Source organism: Runella sp. MFBS21 (genome assembly GCF_029433105.1).
Taxonomy (GTDB): Bacteria; Bacteroidota; Bacteroidia; order Cytophagales; family Spirosomataceae; genus Runella.
Map to the genome: position 1 here is coordinate 431,821 of NZ_JARNTW010000002.1, position 20,346 is coordinate 452,166.

At 43.8% G+C, this 20,346-nt stretch carries 18 protein-coding genes; 5 read left to right on the forward strand and 13 right to left on the reverse strand.

From position 1 onward, the window contains the following. Window positions 1-2: 2 nt before the first annotated feature. On the reverse strand, window positions 3-680 hold the full coding sequence (locus P1X15_RS06030; RefSeq protein ID WP_277337247.1) for a response regulator: 678 nt from the start codon (window positions 678-680) through the stop codon (window positions 3-5). Between the two features lie 191 nt (window positions 681-871). On the opposite strand from P1X15_RS06030, the gene P1X15_RS06035 reads away from it, so the two are divergent. Then, window positions 872-1,627 carry a murein L,D-transpeptidase catalytic domain family protein gene (locus tag P1X15_RS06035; RefSeq protein ID WP_277337248.1) on the forward strand — a complete coding sequence of 252 codons (756 nt, stop codon included), beginning with the start codon at window positions 872-874 and terminating at the stop codon, window positions 1,625-1,627. On the opposite strand, the gene P1X15_RS06040 is transcribed toward P1X15_RS06035, so the two are convergent. The 4 genes from P1X15_RS06040 to P1X15_RS06055 all read right to left on the reverse strand — a co-directional run bounded on the left by P1X15_RS06040 (window position 1,624) and on the right by P1X15_RS06055 (window position 4,713). Beyond that, on the reverse strand, window positions 1,624-2,787 hold the full coding sequence (locus P1X15_RS06040) for a L,D-transpeptidase family protein (RefSeq protein WP_277337249.1): 1,164 nt from the start codon (window positions 2,785-2,787) through the stop codon (window positions 1,624-1,626). The genes P1X15_RS06035 and P1X15_RS06040 overlap by 4 nt on opposite strands. 204 nt (window positions 2,788-2,991) lie before the next feature. Further along, window positions 2,992-3,489 carry a hypothetical protein gene (locus P1X15_RS06045; protein ID WP_277337250.1) on the reverse strand — a complete coding sequence of 166 codons (498 nt, stop codon included), beginning with the start codon at window positions 3,487-3,489 and terminating at the stop codon, window positions 2,992-2,994. 91 nt (window positions 3,490-3,580) lie between these two features. Further along, on the reverse strand, window positions 3,581-4,369 hold the full coding sequence (locus tag P1X15_RS06050; RefSeq protein WP_277337251.1) for a (Fe-S)-binding protein: 789 nt from the start codon (window positions 4,367-4,369) through the stop codon (window positions 3,581-3,583). A 38-nt stretch (window positions 4,370-4,407) separates the two neighbouring features. Next, window positions 4,408-4,713, reverse strand: a complete 306-nt coding sequence (locus P1X15_RS06055; RefSeq protein ID WP_277337252.1) for a DUF3784 domain-containing protein — start codon at window positions 4,711-4,713, stop codon at window positions 4,408-4,410. A gap of 118 nt (window positions 4,714-4,831) precedes the next feature. Here P1X15_RS06055 and P1X15_RS06060 point away from each other — a divergent pair, with 118 nt between their 5' ends. Together P1X15_RS06060 and P1X15_RS06065 are read left to right on the forward strand one after the other, a co-directional pair. After that, the gene (locus P1X15_RS06060; RefSeq protein ID WP_028664996.1) at window positions 4,832-5,449 is read left to right on the forward strand and encodes an inorganic pyrophosphatase; all 618 of its coding nucleotides are present in this window, start codon (window positions 4,832-4,834) and stop codon (window positions 5,447-5,449) included. Between the two features lie 74 nt (window positions 5,450-5,523). Beyond that, the gene (locus tag P1X15_RS06065) at window positions 5,524-6,078 is read left to right on the forward strand and encodes a hypothetical protein (protein WP_277337253.1); all 555 of its coding nucleotides are present in this window, start codon (window positions 5,524-5,526) and stop codon (window positions 6,076-6,078) included. Window position 6,079: 1 nt separating this feature from the next. Here the strand turns inward: P1X15_RS06065 and P1X15_RS06070 are convergent, their stop codons facing one another. After that, window positions 6,080-7,060 carry a carboxylesterase gene (locus P1X15_RS06070; protein ID WP_277337254.1) on the reverse strand — a complete coding sequence of 327 codons (981 nt, stop codon included), beginning with the start codon at window positions 7,058-7,060 and terminating at the stop codon, window positions 6,080-6,082. A 112-nt stretch (window positions 7,061-7,172) separates the two neighbouring features. On the opposite strand from P1X15_RS06070, the gene P1X15_RS06075 reads away from it, so the two are divergent. After that, on the forward strand, window positions 7,173-9,944 hold the full coding sequence (locus P1X15_RS06075; protein WP_277337255.1) for a glycoside hydrolase family 2 protein: 2,772 nt from the start codon (window positions 7,173-7,175) through the stop codon (window positions 9,942-9,944). Window positions 9,945-10,004: 60 nt separating this feature from the next. Here P1X15_RS06075 and P1X15_RS06080 read toward each other — a convergent pair whose 3' ends face one another. From P1X15_RS06080 to P1X15_RS06090, 3 genes are all read right to left on the reverse strand, one after another. Continuing rightward, window positions 10,005-11,030: an FAD-binding oxidoreductase gene (locus P1X15_RS06080; RefSeq protein WP_277337256.1), complete on the reverse strand. Its 1,026-nt coding sequence runs from the start codon at window positions 11,028-11,030 to the stop codon at window positions 10,005-10,007. Between the two features lie 8 nt (window positions 11,031-11,038). Further along, window positions 11,039-11,374 carry an FAD-binding protein gene (locus P1X15_RS06085; protein WP_277337257.1) on the reverse strand — a complete coding sequence of 112 codons (336 nt, stop codon included), beginning with the start codon at window positions 11,372-11,374 and terminating at the stop codon, window positions 11,039-11,041. A gap of 128 nt (window positions 11,375-11,502) precedes the next feature. Further along, entirely contained in the window at window positions 11,503-12,114 is a 612-nt protein-coding gene (locus P1X15_RS06090) for a TetR/AcrR family transcriptional regulator (RefSeq protein WP_277337258.1), read from the reverse strand. A gap of 151 nt (window positions 12,115-12,265) precedes the next feature. Here P1X15_RS06090 and P1X15_RS06095 point away from each other — a divergent pair, with 151 nt between their 5' ends. Continuing rightward, a complete protein-coding gene (locus P1X15_RS06095; RefSeq protein ID WP_277337259.1) occupies window positions 12,266-13,669 on the forward strand; it encodes a sialate O-acetylesterase in 1,404 nt (467 codons plus the stop codon). Window positions 13,670-13,675: 6 nt separating this feature from the next. Here P1X15_RS06095 and P1X15_RS06100 read toward each other — a convergent pair whose 3' ends face one another. The 4 genes from P1X15_RS06100 to P1X15_RS06115 form a co-directional block, all read right to left on the reverse strand. Next, window positions 13,676-13,879, reverse strand: a complete 204-nt coding sequence (locus P1X15_RS06100; RefSeq protein WP_277337260.1) for a hypothetical protein — start codon at window positions 13,877-13,879, stop codon at window positions 13,676-13,678. A gap of 69 nt (window positions 13,880-13,948) precedes the next feature. After that, window positions 13,949-15,403 carry an FAD-dependent oxidoreductase gene (locus P1X15_RS06105; RefSeq protein ID WP_277337261.1) on the reverse strand — a complete coding sequence of 485 codons (1,455 nt, stop codon included), beginning with the start codon at window positions 15,401-15,403 and terminating at the stop codon, window positions 13,949-13,951. A gap of 63 nt (window positions 15,404-15,466) precedes the next feature. Then, the gene (locus P1X15_RS06110; protein WP_277337262.1) at window positions 15,467-16,933 is read right to left on the reverse strand and encodes a RagB/SusD family nutrient uptake outer membrane protein; all 1,467 of its coding nucleotides are present in this window, start codon (window positions 16,931-16,933) and stop codon (window positions 15,467-15,469) included. A 44-nt stretch (window positions 16,934-16,977) separates the two neighbouring features. Then, window positions 16,978-20,328 carry a TonB-dependent receptor gene (locus tag P1X15_RS06115; RefSeq protein ID WP_277337263.1) on the reverse strand — a complete coding sequence of 1,117 codons (3,351 nt, stop codon included), beginning with the start codon at window positions 20,326-20,328 and terminating at the stop codon, window positions 16,978-16,980. Window positions 20,329-20,346: the final 18 nt, after the last annotated feature.

Genomic DNA, 20,346 nt, shown 5'->3' on the forward strand with positions numbered 1-20,346 from the left:
GTTTATTCTTGTTTGAGTACGTACCCTACGCCATAATGAGTATGGATAAGTTTGACTTTAAAATCTTTGTCAATTTTTTTACGTAAGAGTGTAATATATACTTCGATGATGTTGGTACCTGTATCGAAGCGGATATCCCATACTTTTTCGGCAATATCTACTTTCGACAATACTCTTTCAGAATTACGTAGTAAATACTCCAATAAGGAGTATTCTTTACCAGTGAGGTCGATGCGCTGATTTCCCCTAAAAACCTCGCGGGTGGTGAGGTTCATCTCTAAGTCGGCGTAGCGTAGTACATTGACTGAGATAGGCTCAGCTTGTATGCGTTTGGTAACGACCCTGATGCGAGCCAATAATTCTAAAAAATCAAAAGGCTTGACTAAATAATCGTCTGCTCCAGCATCAAATCCGATGAGTTTTTCTTCTAAAGCTCCTAGGGCTGTAAGCATGATAAAGGGTGTTTGTACTCCTTCTTGACGGAGTTCTTGGCAAAGTTGCACGCCGTTGATACCCGGAATGATAATATCGGACACAATGACGTTGTATTCATTTTTACGAGCCAAGTGCTTTCCAATAAGTCCGTCGTAAGCAATATCTACCTCACAGCCATTCTCTTCCAACCCTTTTCGCAGAGATTGAATAATTTTAATATCGTCTTCAATCAATAAAATTTTCATACTATCTAAGGCTTAATAAGGAGCTTCGACGCCAAAAATAAGGGAGAATGGCGATAATTAAGCAATTATTATATGGCTTTTGTAACTTTGGTCGTTGTTTTAAGAAGCTTCTCTGAGGGAACCAAAGCCTTTCAGAATGGTGTTGTCTCCAAGTGTTTCATTGAGTAAAAACCTAAAAAGTCATCTTACGAATGAAAAAACTCGTGATGTTGGTAAGTGTAGGGGCCTTGTTGCTGATTGCGCTTGTTGGATTTCAAAAAAAAGATTCTCCTTTTTATCTCTCACTTACATCTGCTGATTCTGCTAACGATAGCGCGTCGGTTCATTTCAAACACAAGATAGTATCTCTTCCTGAGTGGCAAACATTGTATGATTCTCTACATTTGCAAGAAGCGGGTTTATCGTTGGATGGTTTTCGTTTTGCATGGAATGGTTTTCAAAAAGCTAAATTTGAAAAACCAGTTTTAGCAATTGCTGATTTTAGTCAATCTTCGCGTCAAAAGCGCCTCTACGTCATTGATATCAAAGCCCGCAAGCTTATTTATAATACTTACGTGGCTCATGGCCGTAATTCGGGTGAAGAATATGCCCGTAAATTCTCCAATCAAAATTCCTCTTATCAGTCTAGCCTTGGATTTTATAGAGCATTGACTACCTACCAAGGTAAGCACGGTCTTTCGCTCCGATTGCAAGGGCTTGAAGAAAATATTAATCACCGCGCCTACGAGAGAGCTATTGTGATGCATGGTGCCGACTACGTAAGTGAGGAGTTTATTCGTCGTACTGGTAGACTTGGTCGTAGTCAAGGGTGTCCAGCGGTGTCGGTAGCCGATACTCCTAAGTTGATTTCTTTGTTGTCAAACGGGGCGGGTCTTTTTTTGTATTATCCTGATATAGCCTATCTCAAAAAATCAAAGATGATAGGAATGTTCAGAAATGATTCCTAACTCCATTTGCGTTCCCACTGATACACGTCTTTGAAAAACACAAGCTGCCCATTTTCGTTGACATCAGCACCTAGATATAGTATAAAGACCGGGATTCGTTTTTTGAGAGGGTTTGATTGAGGCTCTTTATGAGTTTGTGGCTCATTCATAAAATCATCTTTCACCCAGTCCTTGCCAGCTAAGAAATTGGCGAGTTGGGCGGGGTTTTGAAGTCTTACACATCCGTGGCTACGCCAACGTTGTGTACTATCAAATAGAGTGCGGGCATTGGTATCGTGCAAATAAATCGCCAACGGATTTTTGATGTTTACTTTCATGAGTCCTAGAGAATTTCCTTCGCCATTTTCTTGACGAAAACGATACGGGAAATTATCGGGGGTCATATCATCCCAGTCAACTTCTTCATTATCCATTACTTCACCCTCTTTATTGATAACTTCAATACTATTGCGAGCTAGATAGTCGGCATCTTGCTTGATTTTTGGTAAAATCTCTTTGAGTGCAATATTTTTCGGAACATTCCAATAAGGATACATGATGACATTGGTAGCATAAGTATCTATACCGGGAGTAGGAGAGGAGGTTTTGCCTACTACTACGCGCATTGCTATCTGTTGATTGCCGTCAGCATCCAATCCTTTAAGATAAGCCCCACGCGTATTGACAATCACTAAGCGGTCGGCATCTTGAGACTGACGGTTTATCCAACGATAGGCATTCAACGACTCTGCTACGATAGCTGCACTATCGGTTTGATCTTGCTCTAAGAGGCGGCGGTAATGTTGTTTGAGTTGAGTATAAGAAGGAAAAGAAGGTTCAAGAGAAGGCAAAACCTTATCCGCATTTTTTCCTTTTTTGTCAACCAAAGCCCAACCGATTTCGCGGATGTGCGTAGAGTCAATAGGTTTTACTTTGGCGGTGTAGCGGAGATAGTGGGGTTTATGACCATAACTGATTTCTTCCAATAGTCCCCAAGCACTTTTGTTTTTGAGAGAAGAAGTATCTATGCCGATTTGTGAACTGTAATCCGCAATACGGCGGTAGGTGTCGGGTGCTTCTAATTCTTTGGTAAGATTTTCGTCCGTTTTTTCAATAGGTTTACAACTGTAGAATCCTATTAAAACAACCCAGGCTAAAGCAACTTGAATGACATTTTTCATAAAAAATAGAAGTAGTATCCTTCTAATGCTTAAAATTGTCGTGCCATAAAGTATGCTTTTTATAATCTCCTCATCACAAGGAATATAAGCTGTAAGGAAGCTAAAATAGGAGAGCTGAATTGAATAAAAAATGGGGTGATAATTGCCCAAAAATCAGCAGAGGAGTAGCAATAACGCAGGGAGCGTTCAAAACGCTCCCTGCGTTTATACATTTAAAGCAGCGAAATATTTTTTGAGCCAAGTGTTTTGAGCTTGGGCTTTCCAGCGCTTCATCCATTGAGCTTTGGTAGCTACTGTATTATCAAAAACTATAGAATCGGGGAGAATATCGCCTGTAGAGATTGCGGCTTTGATTTGCGAAACTGACACTGTCTGAAGATTATTGTCATCATCAAGATAAGCCAGTGAACGGTCAAAGAAATCAATCCCTAATTGTCCCCCAATTTCTTGCATCCACCTTGTGGATTTATCAATCGAACATCCGCTTGGTAGCTCTTTAGCCTCATCGACGGCAATCACCACAAATCGGTTTAAAAATATCTTTCCTGAGGCTGTGAGTGCTAAACCATGAGCTTCCCAACCATCGAGAGCTGCGATGAGGGTTTCAGTGAGGGTACTAACCTCATCATGAGTCAACGAGCGATTGGCTTGGTAAATCCAGACGCGGGCTTCAAAATCTATTTCGTCAAAAGGAAGATACATAGCTAAAATGTTTAGATTTTAAAAATTGTCACTGATTGGCAGTGGCAAAAATAAATGAAGTGGATAGTAGCTTACCCGAATTTATACGCTATTAACTTAAACTTTGTTCGACTAGTTCCGCGAGGTCATAGACTTTGACAGAGTCTTCCTTTTCTTTGTTTTTGATACCATCACTCATCATGACCATACAAAAAGGACAACCTACGGCAACCGTAGTAGCACCTGTTTCTAGTGCTTCTTCGATGCGTTCGATGTTGATGTCTTTTTTTCCCTTTTCTGGTTCTTTAAACATCTGAGCTCCGCCTGCGCCGCAGCACAGACCTTTGGCTTTAGTACGTTTCATTTCTACCAAATCCACGTCGAGTGCTTCAAGTATGGAGCGAGGAGCTTCGTAGACGTCGTTGGCTCGGCCCAAATAACATGAATCGTGGAAGGTGATTTTGCGACCTTTAAAATCCCCGCCTCCTTCTATTTTGATTTTGCCCGCATTGATAAGTTGTTGTAAAAACTCTGAGTGATGTAGTACTTCATAATGACCTCCCAAAGCTGGATATTCATTTTTGAGGGTATTGAAACAGTGAGGACAAGCCGTGACAATTTTTTTAACCCCATACATATCTAATACTTGTACATTGGCAACGGCTTGCATTTGAAACAAAAATTCATTGCCAGCACGGCGGGCAGGGTCGCCTGTACAAGATTCTTCGGTGCCTAGAACCGCAAATTTAATACCGACTTTATTTAAAATTTTGACGAAAGCAACAGTGACTTTTTTGTATCGGTCATCGAAAGAGCCTGCACAACCCACCCAAAACAAAATTTCGGGCGTTTCGCCGTTGGCAGCCATTTCGGCCATAGTTGGAACTTTTATTTCACTCATGGTTGATTCTTAGATTTTGATGAAAATTGGAGGTATTTTTATTTTTTTAAATACTTCTGACCACCTATCAAATAAAGCAGGCTCATGATAACAATACCCGCCACAAAAATAAGGGGAAGAGCAATCTGCGCCGAATCTGTGTTCCAATAATTCATTGCGATTCCGATGGATATCGACCAAATCCCCATCACAATGAGCCATTTCCCTGCCCATTTGGATAAGCCTGGTTTATTTTCGGTCGTAGATTCATCGAAGTTTGAAAGGAGCCAAATGGCCTGTTTCTGCCAAATATACCCTCCCAATACTATCAATAAGATTCCTATCAGTACAAAGGTTATCATCATTTATAGATTATATGTTGCAAAATCCACAATTTTATGAAAAACACAAAACCATTTGGGATGGTTGATTACATTTGCTACGAAAAATAGTTCAACCATCAAACGAAACATACAACTAGCCTTGAAAAGCGTATATAAATCTCATCCTTGGCATGGTATTCCGTTGGGCGATAATGCTCCTCATACTGTCACTGCCTTTATCGAAATCGTACCTACCGATACTGTAAAATACGAAATTGACAAAACGACGGGCTATCTTAAAATAGACCGTCCCCAAAAATATTCTAACATTGTTCCGGCTTTATACGGCTTTGTACCTAAGACTTATTGCGGTGATGCCATCGCCGATTATGCGCGTCAGCAATCGGGGCGTGCCGACATCAAAGAGGGCGACGGTGACCCCCTCGACATCTGCGTACTTTGTGAAAGTACCATTCCACACGGTGACCTTATTTGTCAGGCAATTCCAATTGGGGGACTGCGTCTCATTGACAAAGGAGAGGCCGATGATAAAATCATCGCAGTCTTAAAAGATGACTTATTGTATAGCAAATACAAAGACATTACAGAGCTGCCTCAGAGCGTTGTCAATCGTCTTCAACATTACTTCTTGACTTACAAAAACCTTCCAGGAGAACCGATGACTTGCGAAATTGCCAATGTATATGGCCGTGAAGAAGCCCATCAAGTGATTCGTCATTCGGTGACTGATTATTTAAATAACTTCGGGATGCTCTAGGTCATCGTTCTGTTTGACAGTGACTTATTTGTTGATTTTAAGTCTAATTTGATAATTAACAAATAAGTCGCGTCATGGAAACAATTGCTACCTACGTCAAAGAAGTCTATTCTTCAAAAGATTTTGTTGTCACAATCAATGAACTTTTTGGGGAAACGCCCGCCAAAACAGAGCAAGTACTTGATTTGTCTTTGGCCTGCTTGATGGTTTGTTTAACCAAGCAAATGACTCATCCTATTGGTAAAACCATCGCCTCCAATAAAATATTAACGGCCAATGTCCCTAGTCTGGAAGCAGAACTTTTGTCAGATGCTGCTTACCTTTCACACATCGCCTTGAAAGGCGACCAGCTTTTAGGTGGCCTCTTACCTAGTCAGAAAAGCTCCATTGTCAATCTGTTGGTGATGCACACCAAAGTACGCCGTGAACCTGCTTCGTTTTTACTAGGAGTGCTTACTTACGTTTTGGTGTCAAAATTGCAAGCTGTAGTAGCTAAAGCCCACAAAATAGATGAGCTTTCAACCTTCCTCAATCGACAAGTTGTAGAATGGAGCGCCCCTCGTCTCTCTTTTAAAGATATAGAGGTGCTAGGAGCATCTTCGCTTTTTGTTCGCCCTCAATACGCCTGATTTACTTAAATACGATTTCTTTTAGAAATTTTTCACTTTCTGAGACCACACTTTGAAGGTCTTTGGAAGTAAAATGTGATGCAATGACGTGAGCACCCGTATTGGGCAACGCCTTTTGCCGTTTTTGGGCAGTAGGAGTGCCAAGTTCTTCAAAGGCTTCTTGCATTGCTGCTACTGATACGACTTTATCTTGGTTGTTATCATCTTTATAATAATACAAAATCAAAGTAGGTACTTTGATTTTGCCAAAAAGTTCGGGAGTGGCTATTGCATCCATACTTTGCTGGAGGGTCATTAGCCCATTGGTGTGATGTGATGTAAGCCAATATTGGGTTCTTTCGGGTTCTAAATGTGTATAATTGAGGTGAGAACCCGCAAAAAGCGTTAATAGCTGCTGCCCCCAAGGGCCGGTAATCATTCCTAAACCATTTACTTTAAAGCAAGGAGAATAAAGCAACAGAGCTTTGATTTCGGGGTGATAAGCCGCCAAGTAGCTACTCAATAATCCCCCTGCCGAGCATCCTATCAAAATCACACTATCACCCAGTGCTTTTCCTACAGCGAGAGCGTGTTTGGCTCCCTCCAGAAAATTTTCGGGAGTCAGGTTTTTGAATGCATCCGGGTCTTTGAGTCCGGCATCTTTGAGACGAGCCAAGTAGAGATTACAGCCGTATTTTTGAGCCAACTGCCGATGCACAGGGTCTCCCTCTGCCCAACTTGCGCCAAATCCATGAATATACACAATACTATAGCGGGTTTTTTGTTTTTTTGCGGTATCAGCCCAAATGATGCGCGCTTCGTTGTCGAGTTTAAGATGGAAAGAAGCTTCCGAATTTTGAATCGATTTTTCGAGTTGAGACAAATCAGAAGTAATAACTGGTAGCGTAGGAGATAAAATGGCTTTGGGTGGACGTGGGCCAACAAAGTAAACCAAAACAAGACTCACAAGGACAATTGCAGTCCATTTCAAAAACTTTTTCATAGGGCTTGGGGAAGGAGAGAATCTCCGCAAATGTAAAGAAAGCATTAGTTTTTCATCAAAAACTACTTTAAATAAAAGTTAATATTCTGATTCCAACCCTAATCTTCTCTTTATGCGCCGTTTTTCTATCTACTTGTTTTTGATATGGTCACATACACTTTTTGCCCAAAATGGGATACCACTTCCTGAGCATCCTCGCCCCGACTGGCAGCGCGCCAATTGGCTCAATCTCAACGGAGATTGGTCTTTTAAGTTTGACAAAGACGATGTAGGCCTCAAACAGGGCTGGGCCAAGGGAAATCAAGCATTTCCGCTTACTATCAAAGTGCCTTTTCCGTGGGGAGCGCCTCTATCGGGCGTTAAAGATGAAGCCGATATAGCGTGGTATCAGCGCAGCATCACTATTCCAAAAGCTTGGAAAGGGCAACGGGCATTTGTAGTAATAGGAGCGAGCGATTACAAAACAACGGTGTGGTTTGACGGTAAAGAATTAGGAAGTTTTGAAGGAGGATATGTGCCTTTTGAGTTTGAATTGCCCACCGTCAAAGCAGGCTCTCCGCAGAAGTTGGTGATTCGGGTAGATGACAAACGTCGAGAATATGCACTTTATGGCAAGCAAGGGTACGGAAATGCGCGCGGAATTTGGCAGACGATTTACTTGGAAGCCCGTGCAAAAGACTATTTAGAAACCCTCCATTTTTCTCCCGATATTGACAATGGTAAAGTAAAAGTAACGGCTACTTTACCCACACCAGCTTCTCAAGATCTTAGCCTGAAACTAAGTATTGCTGGCGTACGTGATGCTAGCGGCACCGCTCAGACCATTGCCAAAGGGCAAACTGAGCTAAGTTTTGATGTTTCATTACCCAATTTCAAACTTTGGACTTTAGAAAATCCATTTTTGTATGAGGTAGAAGCCGAACTCGGAGGCGATAAAATCAATACGTATTTTGGGATGCGTAAAATATCGGTGGTCAATTTGCCAGGTACCAATTATCCCTATGTGGCACTCAACAATCAGCCGATTTATCTTCAACTTACCCTCGATCAATCTTACCATCCAGAAGGATTTTATACTTTTCCAACGGATGAATTCATGCGCAACGAAATCAAATTGGCAAAGGATATTGGTCTTAACGGCATTAGAACCCACATCAAAATCGACGTGCCACGGAAGTTGTATTGGGCCGATAGATTGGGGGTGCTGGTAATGTCGGATTTACCTAATTTTTGGGGACAGCCCGATGCCCAAGCTCGCGCCGAATCAGAGCGGGTTTTGCCGCAACTCATCAAAAGGGATTTTAATCACCCTGCCATTTTTTCTTGGATTGTTTTTAATGAAACATGGGGACTCCGCTCCAAAGTGGAAGAAAATGGAAAAAAAGTAGATAAGTATTTGCCCGAAACTCAAGCATGGGTAGCAAGTATGTACCGCAAAGCCAAAGCCCTTGACCCTACGCGCTTGGTAGAAGACAATTCAATCTGCTGCGGGGCGGGTCATACCGAAACCGACATCAATTCTTGGCATGAATACTTGCCCGGTTATGGTTGGGAAGAATACCTCAAAAATCTTACTTCCAAAACTTTTCCAGGTTCTGAATTCAATTTTGAAAAAGGGTATAAAGCCGGAAATCAGCCTAATATGAATTCGGAGTTTGGCAATGTATGGGGATATGAAGGGAGCAGCGGCGATGTCGATTGGACGTGGGATTACCACCGCGCTATCAATGCTTTTCGGAAGTTTCCGTTGGTGTCGGGGTGGCTTTATACGGAGCATCACGATGTGATCAACGAATGGAACGGCTACTGGAAATACGACCGTACCAAGAAGTTTACGGGCTTGGAAGCTTTCGTGCCGGGGATGAGTTTGAAGGATTTGCACGCTGAGATTTATGTCACTACGGGGCAGGATATTTCGCACAGTGTACGCCCCACTGAAGTAGTACAAGTGCCACTGACGATTTCGTCGATGACGGGGCGCGCAGATGTAGGAAATGAGCTTACTCTCAAAGTAGAACTCAATGGCTGGGACGCTACGGGGCAAGAACGTAATTGGCAATCATTTACTCAAAAGATTCCGTACAAGCCGTGGATGCAACAGGCATTATCGCCTGTGTACGTGATTATGCCCGCCGAAAAAGCCGTGGTCGTTTTGGCTTTGACTTTGCTAGATGCAAAGGGCAATATCGTGAGCCGCAATTTTAATACTTACATCATCGAAAAACCGATGCCGACCGAAGTACCAACGCCTGGAGGAAATCAACTCAGAATGCTATCCATTGAGCCTAAGTCTTTTAGCGACGCCAAATGGTCTTTGAAGCAATGGGATGTGTTGGACGGCTTGAAAGTCAACGGGGCAGGTACGGGTTATTTTGAATATCGTATCAAATGGCCAACGGATTTGAAACTCGACAATGTCATGGGAGCGTCGTTTATGATGGAAGCATCGGCAAAACAGCTTTTTGGAAAAGACAAAAAAGAAGGAGCCAAAATCGCCGACAATTATATGCTTGGTGGAGGTACTTTCGACAATAGCCTCAATCCCAATGCTTATCCCATGACCGATGAGACCAAGTTTCCGAGCGAAGTGGCTTTTAGTTTTAATGGCGTAGCAGCGGGAAAATTGTCGATTCCCGACGACCCTGCCGACCATCGGGGGGTATTGTCGTGGCATTATCAACCCCAAGACAAAAAACTACGAGAAGCGGGGAGTTATGGCTACAAATTGGTAGTATCAGTACCCAATGAAGCCATTCAAAAAGCTGCACAAACGGGCGAACTCGTATTGCGATTGGCCGTAGAAGGTACGGGAGGTTTGGCAATTTATGGTGATAAGTTTGGGATGTATCCTTTCAATCCTACGGTGATTGTCAAAGTGAAATAATTTTTTGAAGTATTTTACCAATTGAGAGGAGCGGGGTATTGATCTCGTTCCTCTCAATTTTTATTGATATAGTACACGCGGGTCATAAGAGGGGTAGGGGCAAGTAGGCCACGTACTAAAAACTTGAGAAGAATCTCTTACGGCCCTGATTTGATTTAATTTTTGCAGATGCGTATCCGACATGACACGCGCAGGTCGGTTGTGCAGGTTTTCGTCGGCTAGCTGAATTCCTGAGGATAAATGAGACATCCATCGCATCCAATCAGTAGCCCATGTGCAAGATTTTCGAGTTTGGAGAGGAGATTTCCAAGCTCCATATAATCCCAAATAAATTTTGTCTTCGACCGAAAAAGCCATGTCTGCCTGACGAGCTGAAGGGTGCCAATTGCGCCAAAGCATATGAGAAGGAGCTGTTGGTAAAGCTTTGGCGATTCCTTTTAAATAAGGTAAAAGCTCATTGATAGTAGCCGAAGTCCACATATTATCTACGCACCAATGATGATTTTCGGGATAGTGAATAGCCCTAAAACGGCACATAGTAGCCACTTGATAAGGCACAAAGGGTGTACTCAAAAAAGCTTTCTTTTTAATGGGACTTTGGAGCATAAAAGCTTTTGCCTCTTCTAACTCTTCTTTTGAATCAGCAAAAATTGGAACGGAGGCCTCGATGCCAGCCCCTAAAAATCTTAACACCCGCCGACTCATCAAGAGCTGTAGCTCGGCTGCCGCAGGCACTTGTGGACCTACCTCATATGCCCACCGATACACTTCTTCTAAATGCTTCATATCATAAGCTTGCGTAATGGCGCCACTATAGAGAGGTTTAGGAAACAAACGAAGATGAAAACAAACAACTACGCCACAAAAACTCCCGCCTGCGCCACGCGCTGCCCAAAACAAATCGGTATTGTGTGAGGCATTGGCATGGACCAATTCGCCGTTTGCGGTCACAATATCAAGACCTATCACATTTTCGCAGGCTATGCCAAATTTTCGACTATTCCACCCCAATCCTCCTTGCAATAAGTAACCTCCTAGCTTCGTGTTTTTACAATGCCCCGTTGGGAAAAACAAATTTTGAGTCATTAAAGCATTTAAAAATACCCCCCTGCTACTCCTGGCTCTACTTGAGCCGTTAGGGTTTCTTTATTGATTTGAAAATGCTGGAAGCCCCCCATATTGATAAGAATATTGTTTTCTCGGAGATGATTGGCCGACCAACTTTGTCCTCCTGAATACACGCTGATGGTTTTGCCGATTGATTTGGCGTAGCGGATAGTGGCTATAATATCAGCAACATTGTGGGGAGTGATGATACAAAAAGGGCGCCTTTTGGGGTCGAGTTTGTTGAATAAAGTATCCATAAGGGCTTTTTCAAATCCTCGGTCTTCTTTCCGAAGGATATTTCCCTTGATGTATAATGAAGGCATTTTGCTTAAAATAGGTTTAGGGTTCAAATGGGATAACATAGTAAGTTTTTTTTACAAAAATGTTCGACAAAATTGTTTATAAAAAGTCAAAAAAAGATGACCACTTAAAGGTCATCGATAAAGGCGTTTTAAGGCTGAATGCCTTTCAAAACAAATCTTTTGATTTTCTCTTTTCGGGCTTTTAAAAATAGTCTCATGGCTTCATCGTCCCTTTTTTCTTTTATTTTGATGTAAGATGCGCCCAAATAAGGAATGGCACAAAGGGCATAAATATTGAGTATTAAATCTTCGCCCGTAAGATGAGCATCTACTTCTCCTTTACTTTGGGCTTCTTTTAATACTTCATTTAACAACACAGGCAGGGTATCATTTTGAGAATAAGCCAAAAAATAGGCGATTTCGGGAGATTCATTGAGGAGGTTTACTACAAAACTAGGTAGGCCGGGTTTGGCTTCGAATACATCCGCTATTACCTCCACCACATGCTCAATGAGTTCATTCAATGATAGAGATTTGTCGAGTACGTTTTTAGTATGACTCAATACCGTACCGATTGTGTTTTTTAAAACTTCCTGAAAAAGAGCTTCTTTGGAATTGAAATAATAATGGAGCATGGTGCGGCTAATACCCGCTTCTTCAGCAATTTGGGAGGTACGCGTACCTTTAAAACCGTTGCTGTGAAAGACTTTTTCGGCAGCGGCTAAGATTTTTTCTTTGGTATCGTGGTCAATTTTGGGCATATAAACTTAATTGTTCGACAAAATTGTTTATAAAAAAATAAACTACCAAATTTTTCCCCTTTTTTTATAAGGGTTGTTTTGGGTATTGTGAGGAGAGAAGATAAAAAGAAGACTTTTAGAGATTGATAAACCATAAACTGCCTTCTACAAAATGAAACAATTTTTGATTTTTCTTCTTTTTTTAAGCCCTTTGGGCGCGGTAGCAGATGTGTGGCTACCCGCTATTTTTAGCAATGAGATGGTACTTCAACAACAATCGTCGGTCACGGTGTGGGGCTGGGCGCAGCCGGGAGAAAAAGTAAAGGTAACGGGTAGTTGGCTAGGAGAATCTGTAAATACGGTTACGAACGAAAACGCCGTTTGGAAACTTACAATCACGACACCCACAGCAGGAGGCCCGCATACGCTATCGATTGAAGGACGCAATAAGATTGTGCTCCAAAATGTAATGATAGGGGAGGTGTGGCTATGCGCGGGACAGTCAAATATGGAATGGAGTGCGGAGCATGGCGTAAAAGATGCCAAAGCCGAATTGCCGACGGCTTATAATACCAATATTCGTTTTTTTAAAATGCCCAAACTCACCGGCGAAACACCCCAAACCGATGCCAAAGGCAAATGGGCAATGTGTGATTCCTTGACGTTGAAACGATTCAGTGCGGTGGGATATTTTTTTGGAAAAAAGCTCACTCAATCCCTCAATGTGCCGATTGGCCTGATAGATGTGGCTTGGGGTGGCTCTTACATCGAATCGTGGATTCCCGAGCATATTGTGAATATGTTTCCTAATACTCGTATCTCCGCCGAGACCATGATTCCGAGCAAAGGATGGCCCCGACAGGCAGGTTATATCTACAATGGCATGGTGGCCCCGATTACGTCTTTCAATATTGCGGGGGCATTGTGGTATCAGGGCGAATCAAACCGACATTTTCCTTCTACTTATTACCAACTGATGCACCTGTTGGTGGATACGTGGCGCGGGGCATGGCAAAAAGATTTCCCTTTTTATTATGTTCAAATAGCTCCCTTCAACTACCGAGATAGCACCGAATTCAAAGCCCCCGCCGTGCGTGAAATGCAAACCCGCGCCATGGATATTCGCAAGTCGGGGATGATTACGGTGACGGATTTGGTGGATAATCTCAACGATATTCACCCGGCCTACAAACGAGAAGTGGGCAATCGATTGGCAGGTTGGGCATTGGCCGAAACTTACGGACAAAAAATGGGTAATTATCGCAGTCCTCAGTATCGTTCGTGGCAAGTGGAAGGCAGCAAAGCATTGGTGACATTTGATTGGGCCGAAAGGGGTCTCATTGCCAAAGGAAATACTGAACTAGCCGAATTTGAAATAGCAGGCAGTGACCACATTTTTTATAAAGCTAAAGCGAGAATTGTAAAAGGCAACCAAGTAGAAGTAACGTCCGACAAAGTGAGTCAGCCCGTGGCGGTGCGGTTTGCTTTCCGCGACACCCCCGTCCCTAATCTCTTCAATAAAGAAGGCTTACCCGCTATTCCTTTCCGAACCGACGATTGGAAATTAGGAAAATAAATCACATCATTCGTCCCGAACCCTCACTCGTCCCGAAATACAGTTCGGGACGCTTATGGCATTGCGTCTCTGACGCATTTGAATGTAATTGTTGTGCGTCGGAGACGCAATGCCAAAAAAATCCCCCAATCGGAGTTTGGGGATAGGCAAGTCTCTCACTCGTCCCGAACTGTATTTCGGGACGCCTGTGGTATTGCGTCTCCGACGCATTTAAAATCTGTACGTCGGAGACGCAATAACAAAAAAATCCCCAAAACGGAGTTTGGGGATAGAGGCTACTTAACTACGCATTCCAAGTTGATGTAGCAACTGAGCGGCGTCACTCCAGTCGATTTCGTGAGGGAGTTTGTTGTTTTTAGCAGCTAGGGCGGCCACTGCCCCGGCGGCTTCGCCCATCGCAACGGCATTGCCCGTGACACGATAGCTGGCATGGGCGGTAAAATCGCCGCTGATACAGCGCCCCGCCATCATAAGCCCATCTACATCTTTGGCAATGAGTGCCCGCAAAGGAATATCGTAAGGAATCATCTTGATGCCTCCGCGCGAAATGGTTTCTACTTCGTTGGTCTTGCGATCGGTAGCATGAATATCTACCCCAAAAGTAGGGCGTGTGACGGCATCGGTATGGCGAGCTCCGACTACCAAATCTTCTTTCGTAACGGTATAACGCCCCTGAATTCGCCGACCGTCACGGATGCCAATTTGCTCAGGCGTAGCCACGATTTGCATTCCTTCCCAAGGGCCGCCAAGTTTGTTGAGACCTCTTACGATATTGTATACTTCGGCGCGGGCGCGTACGGTAGCATCGGTGATTTCGGTAGCATCAAATGCCTTGATGTTATACTCATGATTGACCATAATCATTACCAAATTTTCACGAATCAAAAACAAAGTAGGCATCCCATAAGAAGGCGTGATACCCGCCCGTTTGATTTCTTTCATGAAGGCATTGACGGCAGGGACGTGCCAATTGGCACGTTCGCCTTCGTTGGTATAAAATGAAATGTATTGCTTGAGGGCGGCGGGGTCTTTTACTACGGCCAATACATTGAGCGTCAGAGGTTGACAAGGACAAGTGTCACCTCCTTTTCCGATTTCCCAAGCATTTCCAGCTTGAGCACCGAGGTCGCCATCGCCAGTAGCGTCAATAAACACCTTGGCCTTCCATGCTTCTCGACCCGACTTTGATTCGGTAATGGCGGTGGTGAGGCGTTTTTTGTCGCGATAGGCCGCCGCCACTCGCGTGTGCAACAAAAATTTTACACCTGCTTCTTGGCACATTTCTTCCAAAAGCAGCTTCATTTCGTCGGGATGATACACAAACTGGTCGGCGATTTTGTTGCGACGGGCATCTCTTTCGTCGAGCTTGGCTTTGATTTCTTTGGTCAAACCAGGTTTATTAAAATCAAAAATATAAGTCAGAAGTCCTGCCGTCCATACGCCACCTAAACAACCGTGTATTTCGATGAGTTGGGTTTTGGCACCCGCTCTTGCAGCGGTGATAGCGGCCGATACACCCGCAGGCCCCGCCCCACATACCATCACATCTACTTCATCTTTGATAGGAAGATTTTGGGCAGGTTCTTTAAACGTACTGGCTTCGGGAGCTGCTGCTTCGGCTTCTTGAGAAAGTAAGGCAGAAGCACTCGTACTGGCAATAGCCGACTGTAAAAACTTACGGCGATTGAGGTTAAACATGGAAGACAGGGGGGCAAAATTATCGTTGGCATTCATGATTTCGATGGTTTGAATGGGAAGAAATTAAATAAAAGAGGAAGAATCTCTAATCGGCATAACCTAATAACCCGGATTTTGGTCTTTGACAGGGTCTATGGCGGTGTTGTAGCCTAGTTCGGATACAGCAATGGGCCACAAATAAGCTTTGTCGGCAATGGTCTTGCTTTTGGTGGCCATGATGATTTGTTGTGCTTTGCCCGTACGTTTGAGTTCTAGCCATCGTTTGCCTTCATACTGAAACTCATAGCCGCGCTCTTTGATGACCAAGTCTAAAAAGGAGCTGGCAGTATAATCAGTCAATTTGAAATCAATCGCCGAAGGGCTGGTAGGAGCGAGGCCGTAAGCGCGGCGATGTACTTGGTTGAGGGCTTCTAAGGCTGGGGTTGTAGGCCCGTTGGCAGCTTGGCTAGCTGCTTCGGCATAGATGAGCAGTACATCGGCGTAGCGGTACCAAGGGGCGTCGTTGCCTGCACCTGAGCCACCGATTGCGTCAGGGTCGATGAATTTTTTTGACAAAATCGACGTAGCCCCCAAACCAATATTCCAACTATACCAAAGTCCTTTACGAAGGTCTTTGTCGTCCCAGTTTTTATAAACAGGATTGGTGATGTCGCTGTGATGTCCATATACGCCACCGCCGCCATGAAGCCGCGTGCCGGGGTGATTGGTGAGCCAAGGCCAAAGGTTTCCTTGACCTGATTGACGAGAATATTTGAGGTAAAATACTTCTTCGGGAGTGGTGACGACGGTAGGCCCAAAAATCTTCTGAAAGTCTTCGGATGTTTGAACTGGCACCAACGAAAATTTCTTAGAAAGCATTACTTCTTCGGCTTTGTCGCGGGCTTCGGCGTAGCGTTTGAGTTCTAAATATACGTCGGCAAGTAGTGTTTTTGCCGCCCATTTTGAGGGACGTCCCGACTGAGAGATTTGCTCAGGTAGACCTGCTTCGGCCACTTTCAAATCCGCCAAAATAAGGTCATATACTTCGGCTACGGAATTGCGTTTGGCGTTGATTTCGGTCATGTTGGCTTCGGTGCGGATAGGTACTCCACCCCAATTTCTAACCAAGTGAAAGTAGTTGAAAGCCCGTAAAAACTTTGCTTCGGCTAGGTATTTGTCAATGTTAGCCTTGGAAATAGACTTACCATTGGGAGCATTTTTGATGACCAAATTAGCATTGCGAATACTGAGATAAAAGCCTTCCCAGGCACCCGCCGTGCGGCTGATGTTTACGTTGTCGAGTCCTTGGAAATTGTTCAAAACTGCGTAACTACCGCGTCCATAAGCATAATCAATGTGGGCTTCTAACACAGCAATATAAACTCCCATGCCACTCGTATTGCTACTACGCAGCGGTGTATAAATGGCATTGACGGCCGCTTCTACTTCGGCTGCTGTGTTGTAGAAAGTTTCGACAGCAAGGGATTTGGGTTCTTCTTTCAGAATGCTTTCACAAGAAGATAGCACGCACACCAGCACGAGAAAGAAGGTGGCTATTTTCGGAAAAATAAAGTATCTTTTTTTCATTTTGAATATCTTTTTAAGATGAAATATCAAATAGGTAGCTCTTCTCAGAAGCCTACTCGTACGCCTGCCGTCATGGCTTTGGAAGTAGGGTAGCTATTATGGTCAAAACCTTGAGCGGTCGAGTTGGCTCCCCCGTTTGAGTTCACTTCGGGATCCCACCAAGAGTATTTGGTAAAGGTCAAGAAGTTTTGAGCACTGGCATAAATCTGTGCCGAACGCATCCATTTTACCCCCCAACTTTGGAGGGGAAGGCTATAGGAAATTTGAATGTTTTTGAGGCGCAAATAAGAGCCATCCTCTACAAACCGATTGGAGACATTGGTACGGGTGGTATTGCTCACGATGGGGTATTTGGCGTTTGGCGTAGCAGGTGTCCAGTGATTGAGATATACTTCGCGTGGCATGTTGAGCCCATAGCCAAAATCGACAGTATTGTTGATAGAACTTGTATTGAAGATATCATTGCCTTGGGTACCTTGTAGGAAGATACTCAATTCGATGTTTCTGTACGACCAATTGGAGTTGAAGCCATAAATAAAATTAGGGTTGGGATTGCCGATGTAGGTTTTGTCTAACACCGTCACCGTGCCATCGCCGTTAATGTCTTTGTATTTAATTTTGCCTTTATCGTCGTAGCCATCTTCAATATATCCCCAAAAACGCCCTAAAGGTTGGCCTTCACGAAGGATGTTGCGATTGTCGGTAATAGCCGAAATATCTACAAATCCCCCCAAAATATCCTGACCGCCATAGAGTTTGATGATTTTGTTGCGGTTAAAAGCAATGTTGGTAGTGATATTCCACTTCAATGAACCCGTCAAAATATTGGCGTTGAGACCTAGTTCAAACCCTTTGTTTTGCATTTCGCCGATGTTTTGAATCGTGCTTGTGAACCCCAAAGAAGAAGGTAACTGAACCGTATTGAGCAAATCGCGGGTGTTTTTGAGGTAATAATCTGCCGTAATTAAGAAACGATTGTTGAGGAGACCGATGTCGAGGCCAATGTCTTTTTGTTCGGTGGTTTCCCATTTCAAATTGCCCGGAAGCACCGTGCCAGGAGCATAAGTGGTAAAGAGCGCATCGTCAAATACGGTTTTTCCCGAAAAAAGCTGGTTGAGAGTAGCATAAGGCCCAATGGCTTGGCTGCCCGTTAGTCCCCAACTCACGCGTAGTTTGAGGTCAGAAATAAAAGTATTGTTTTTCAAGAATTCTTCGTTCGAAATGCGCCACGCTAATGCTGCTGAAGGGAAATACCCCCATTTATTGCCTTCGCTGTATTTGGATGAGCCATCTACCCGAAAGCTGACGGTGGCTAAATACTTGCTATCGTACGAATAATTGAGCCGTCCCAGATAAGACAAAAGCGTAGATTTGGAATAACTAGAACTTGGAATACCGGGGGTATTGGCTGCGCCTAAATCGTAGGTTTGACTTGTATTGCTCAAAAAGCCCACGCCATTTCCTCCCAAAGACGTACTCAAAAAATCTTGATATGTAAAACCCGCTACTGCCGAGATGCTGTGTCTTTGACCGATAGTTTTGAGATAACTGATGGTATTTTCGCTCAAAAAACTGGTAAACTGACTTGTGCTGATTCCGGCACTTCCTTGCGAATTGATGTAGTTGTTGGTAGTGTAAGAATCAGTACGGTCATCCATGTTTTCGATACCTCCCGAAACCTTGATGGTCAACTCGGGAATCGGGTTATAAATAAAAGCGGCATTGGACAATATCCTATTTCCTTTGGTTTGGTTGCTTTGCTCATTGAGAGGATTGATAGGGTTGATGAGTAAGGCGCTGATGAATGAATAAGCTGTACCAAAAACGCGGTAAGTACCATCGTCGTTGTAAGGTGAAAGAATAGGAGGAGAAGATACCGCTGCCGAAATCAATGACCCGCCGCGATTGCCGCCCTGACTATTTTGGGCTTGGGTCATAATCCGAGTTAGGGTAGTGGCTAGGTTGAAAGTGAATTTTTTGCTGATGATGTGATTGATGTTGGTTCGGAGCGAATAGCGATTGTAATCACTTCCACGGACGATACCTTCCTGGCCAAAAGCACTTCCTGATACCGAAAACTGGGTTTTTTCGTTGCCTCCGCTGATATTAAGCGACATAGTTTTCATGGGTGCTTTCTGAAATACAAAATCTTGCCAATCAAATCCTTCGCCAAAGGCGTCAATTTGTGCCTGTGTGAAGTAGGGTCGAATGCCGTCGTTGGTAGCTTGTTCGTTATAGAAGGTGGCATACTCGCGGGCGTTCATCAAGTCTAGTTTTTTGCGGAGCGACTGCGAACTAAAACTTGTTTCAAAATCCACGTTGGTTTGGCCCGCTTTGCCGCGTTTGGTCGTAATGATAACAACGCCATTGGCTCCTCTCGAACCATAAATAGCAGTAGCTGAGGCGTCTTTTAAGATTTCGATGTTTTCGATGTCGGCGTTGTTGAGCACAGTTGGATTGCTACCCGCAATCGGAAAGCCATCTACTACGTACAGTGGTTCGTTGCTTCCCTGAATGGAATTGGTGCCCCGGATACGCACGCTCACACTCCCGCCGGGAGCGCCGTTGTTTTGGACCACTTGTACCCCCGCTGCCCTACCCGAAAGTGCCTGCAACACGTTGGTTGTAGGAAAAGCATTGAGGTCTTTGGATTTGATTTGGGTGACGGAGCCAGTCAAATCACTTTTTTTGACCGTGCCGTATCCCACTACGACTACTTCGTCTAATACCTTTTGGTCTGGCAATAGCTGAACTTTGAGGGTGCTTTGTTTCCCAATGACTATTTCTTGATTGAGATAGCCTACAAACGAGAAAATCAGGATGCTGTTTTCGTCGGGTACGTTCAGCTTAAAACTTCCATTGGCTTCGGTGGTAGTGCCTTTGGTAGTATTTTTAATAAGTACATTGACCCCCGGAAGTCCTTGCCCTTTTTCGTCGGTGACGATGCCCGTTATGAGTTGTTCGGAAGTAGGTTGGGCAAACAAAAAACTGCTTTTTGTATCCGTGTTAGGTGAACTCAATGGAAGGTTAGGTTGCCGACTTAATAGCACCTGTTTTTTGCCAACTACTTCATAGTGAATGGATTTGTTTTTGAAAATAGATTCTAGAACAGCTAAAAGCGGTTGTTTTACGACATTGACAGAGACCCGTCGGTCGGCTTGAATATGCTGAGGAATGTAAGAAAAACGGACATCGGCGAGTTTTTCGATTTTGGTCAGTACATAGCTAATTTCTTTATCCTCGACCGATAAACTGATTGGTTTTTCTAGCAAAGTTTGCGCCAAAGCATCTTTGGCGTATGCGACTCCCATAAACAGGATAGCGCACAAAAATTGAGTGAGAGTAATACGCATAATTGTAAGGGCGTATGCGTGAAAAAGTGGGGGTAATTTCATACCTTTGGGTGTTTTTGT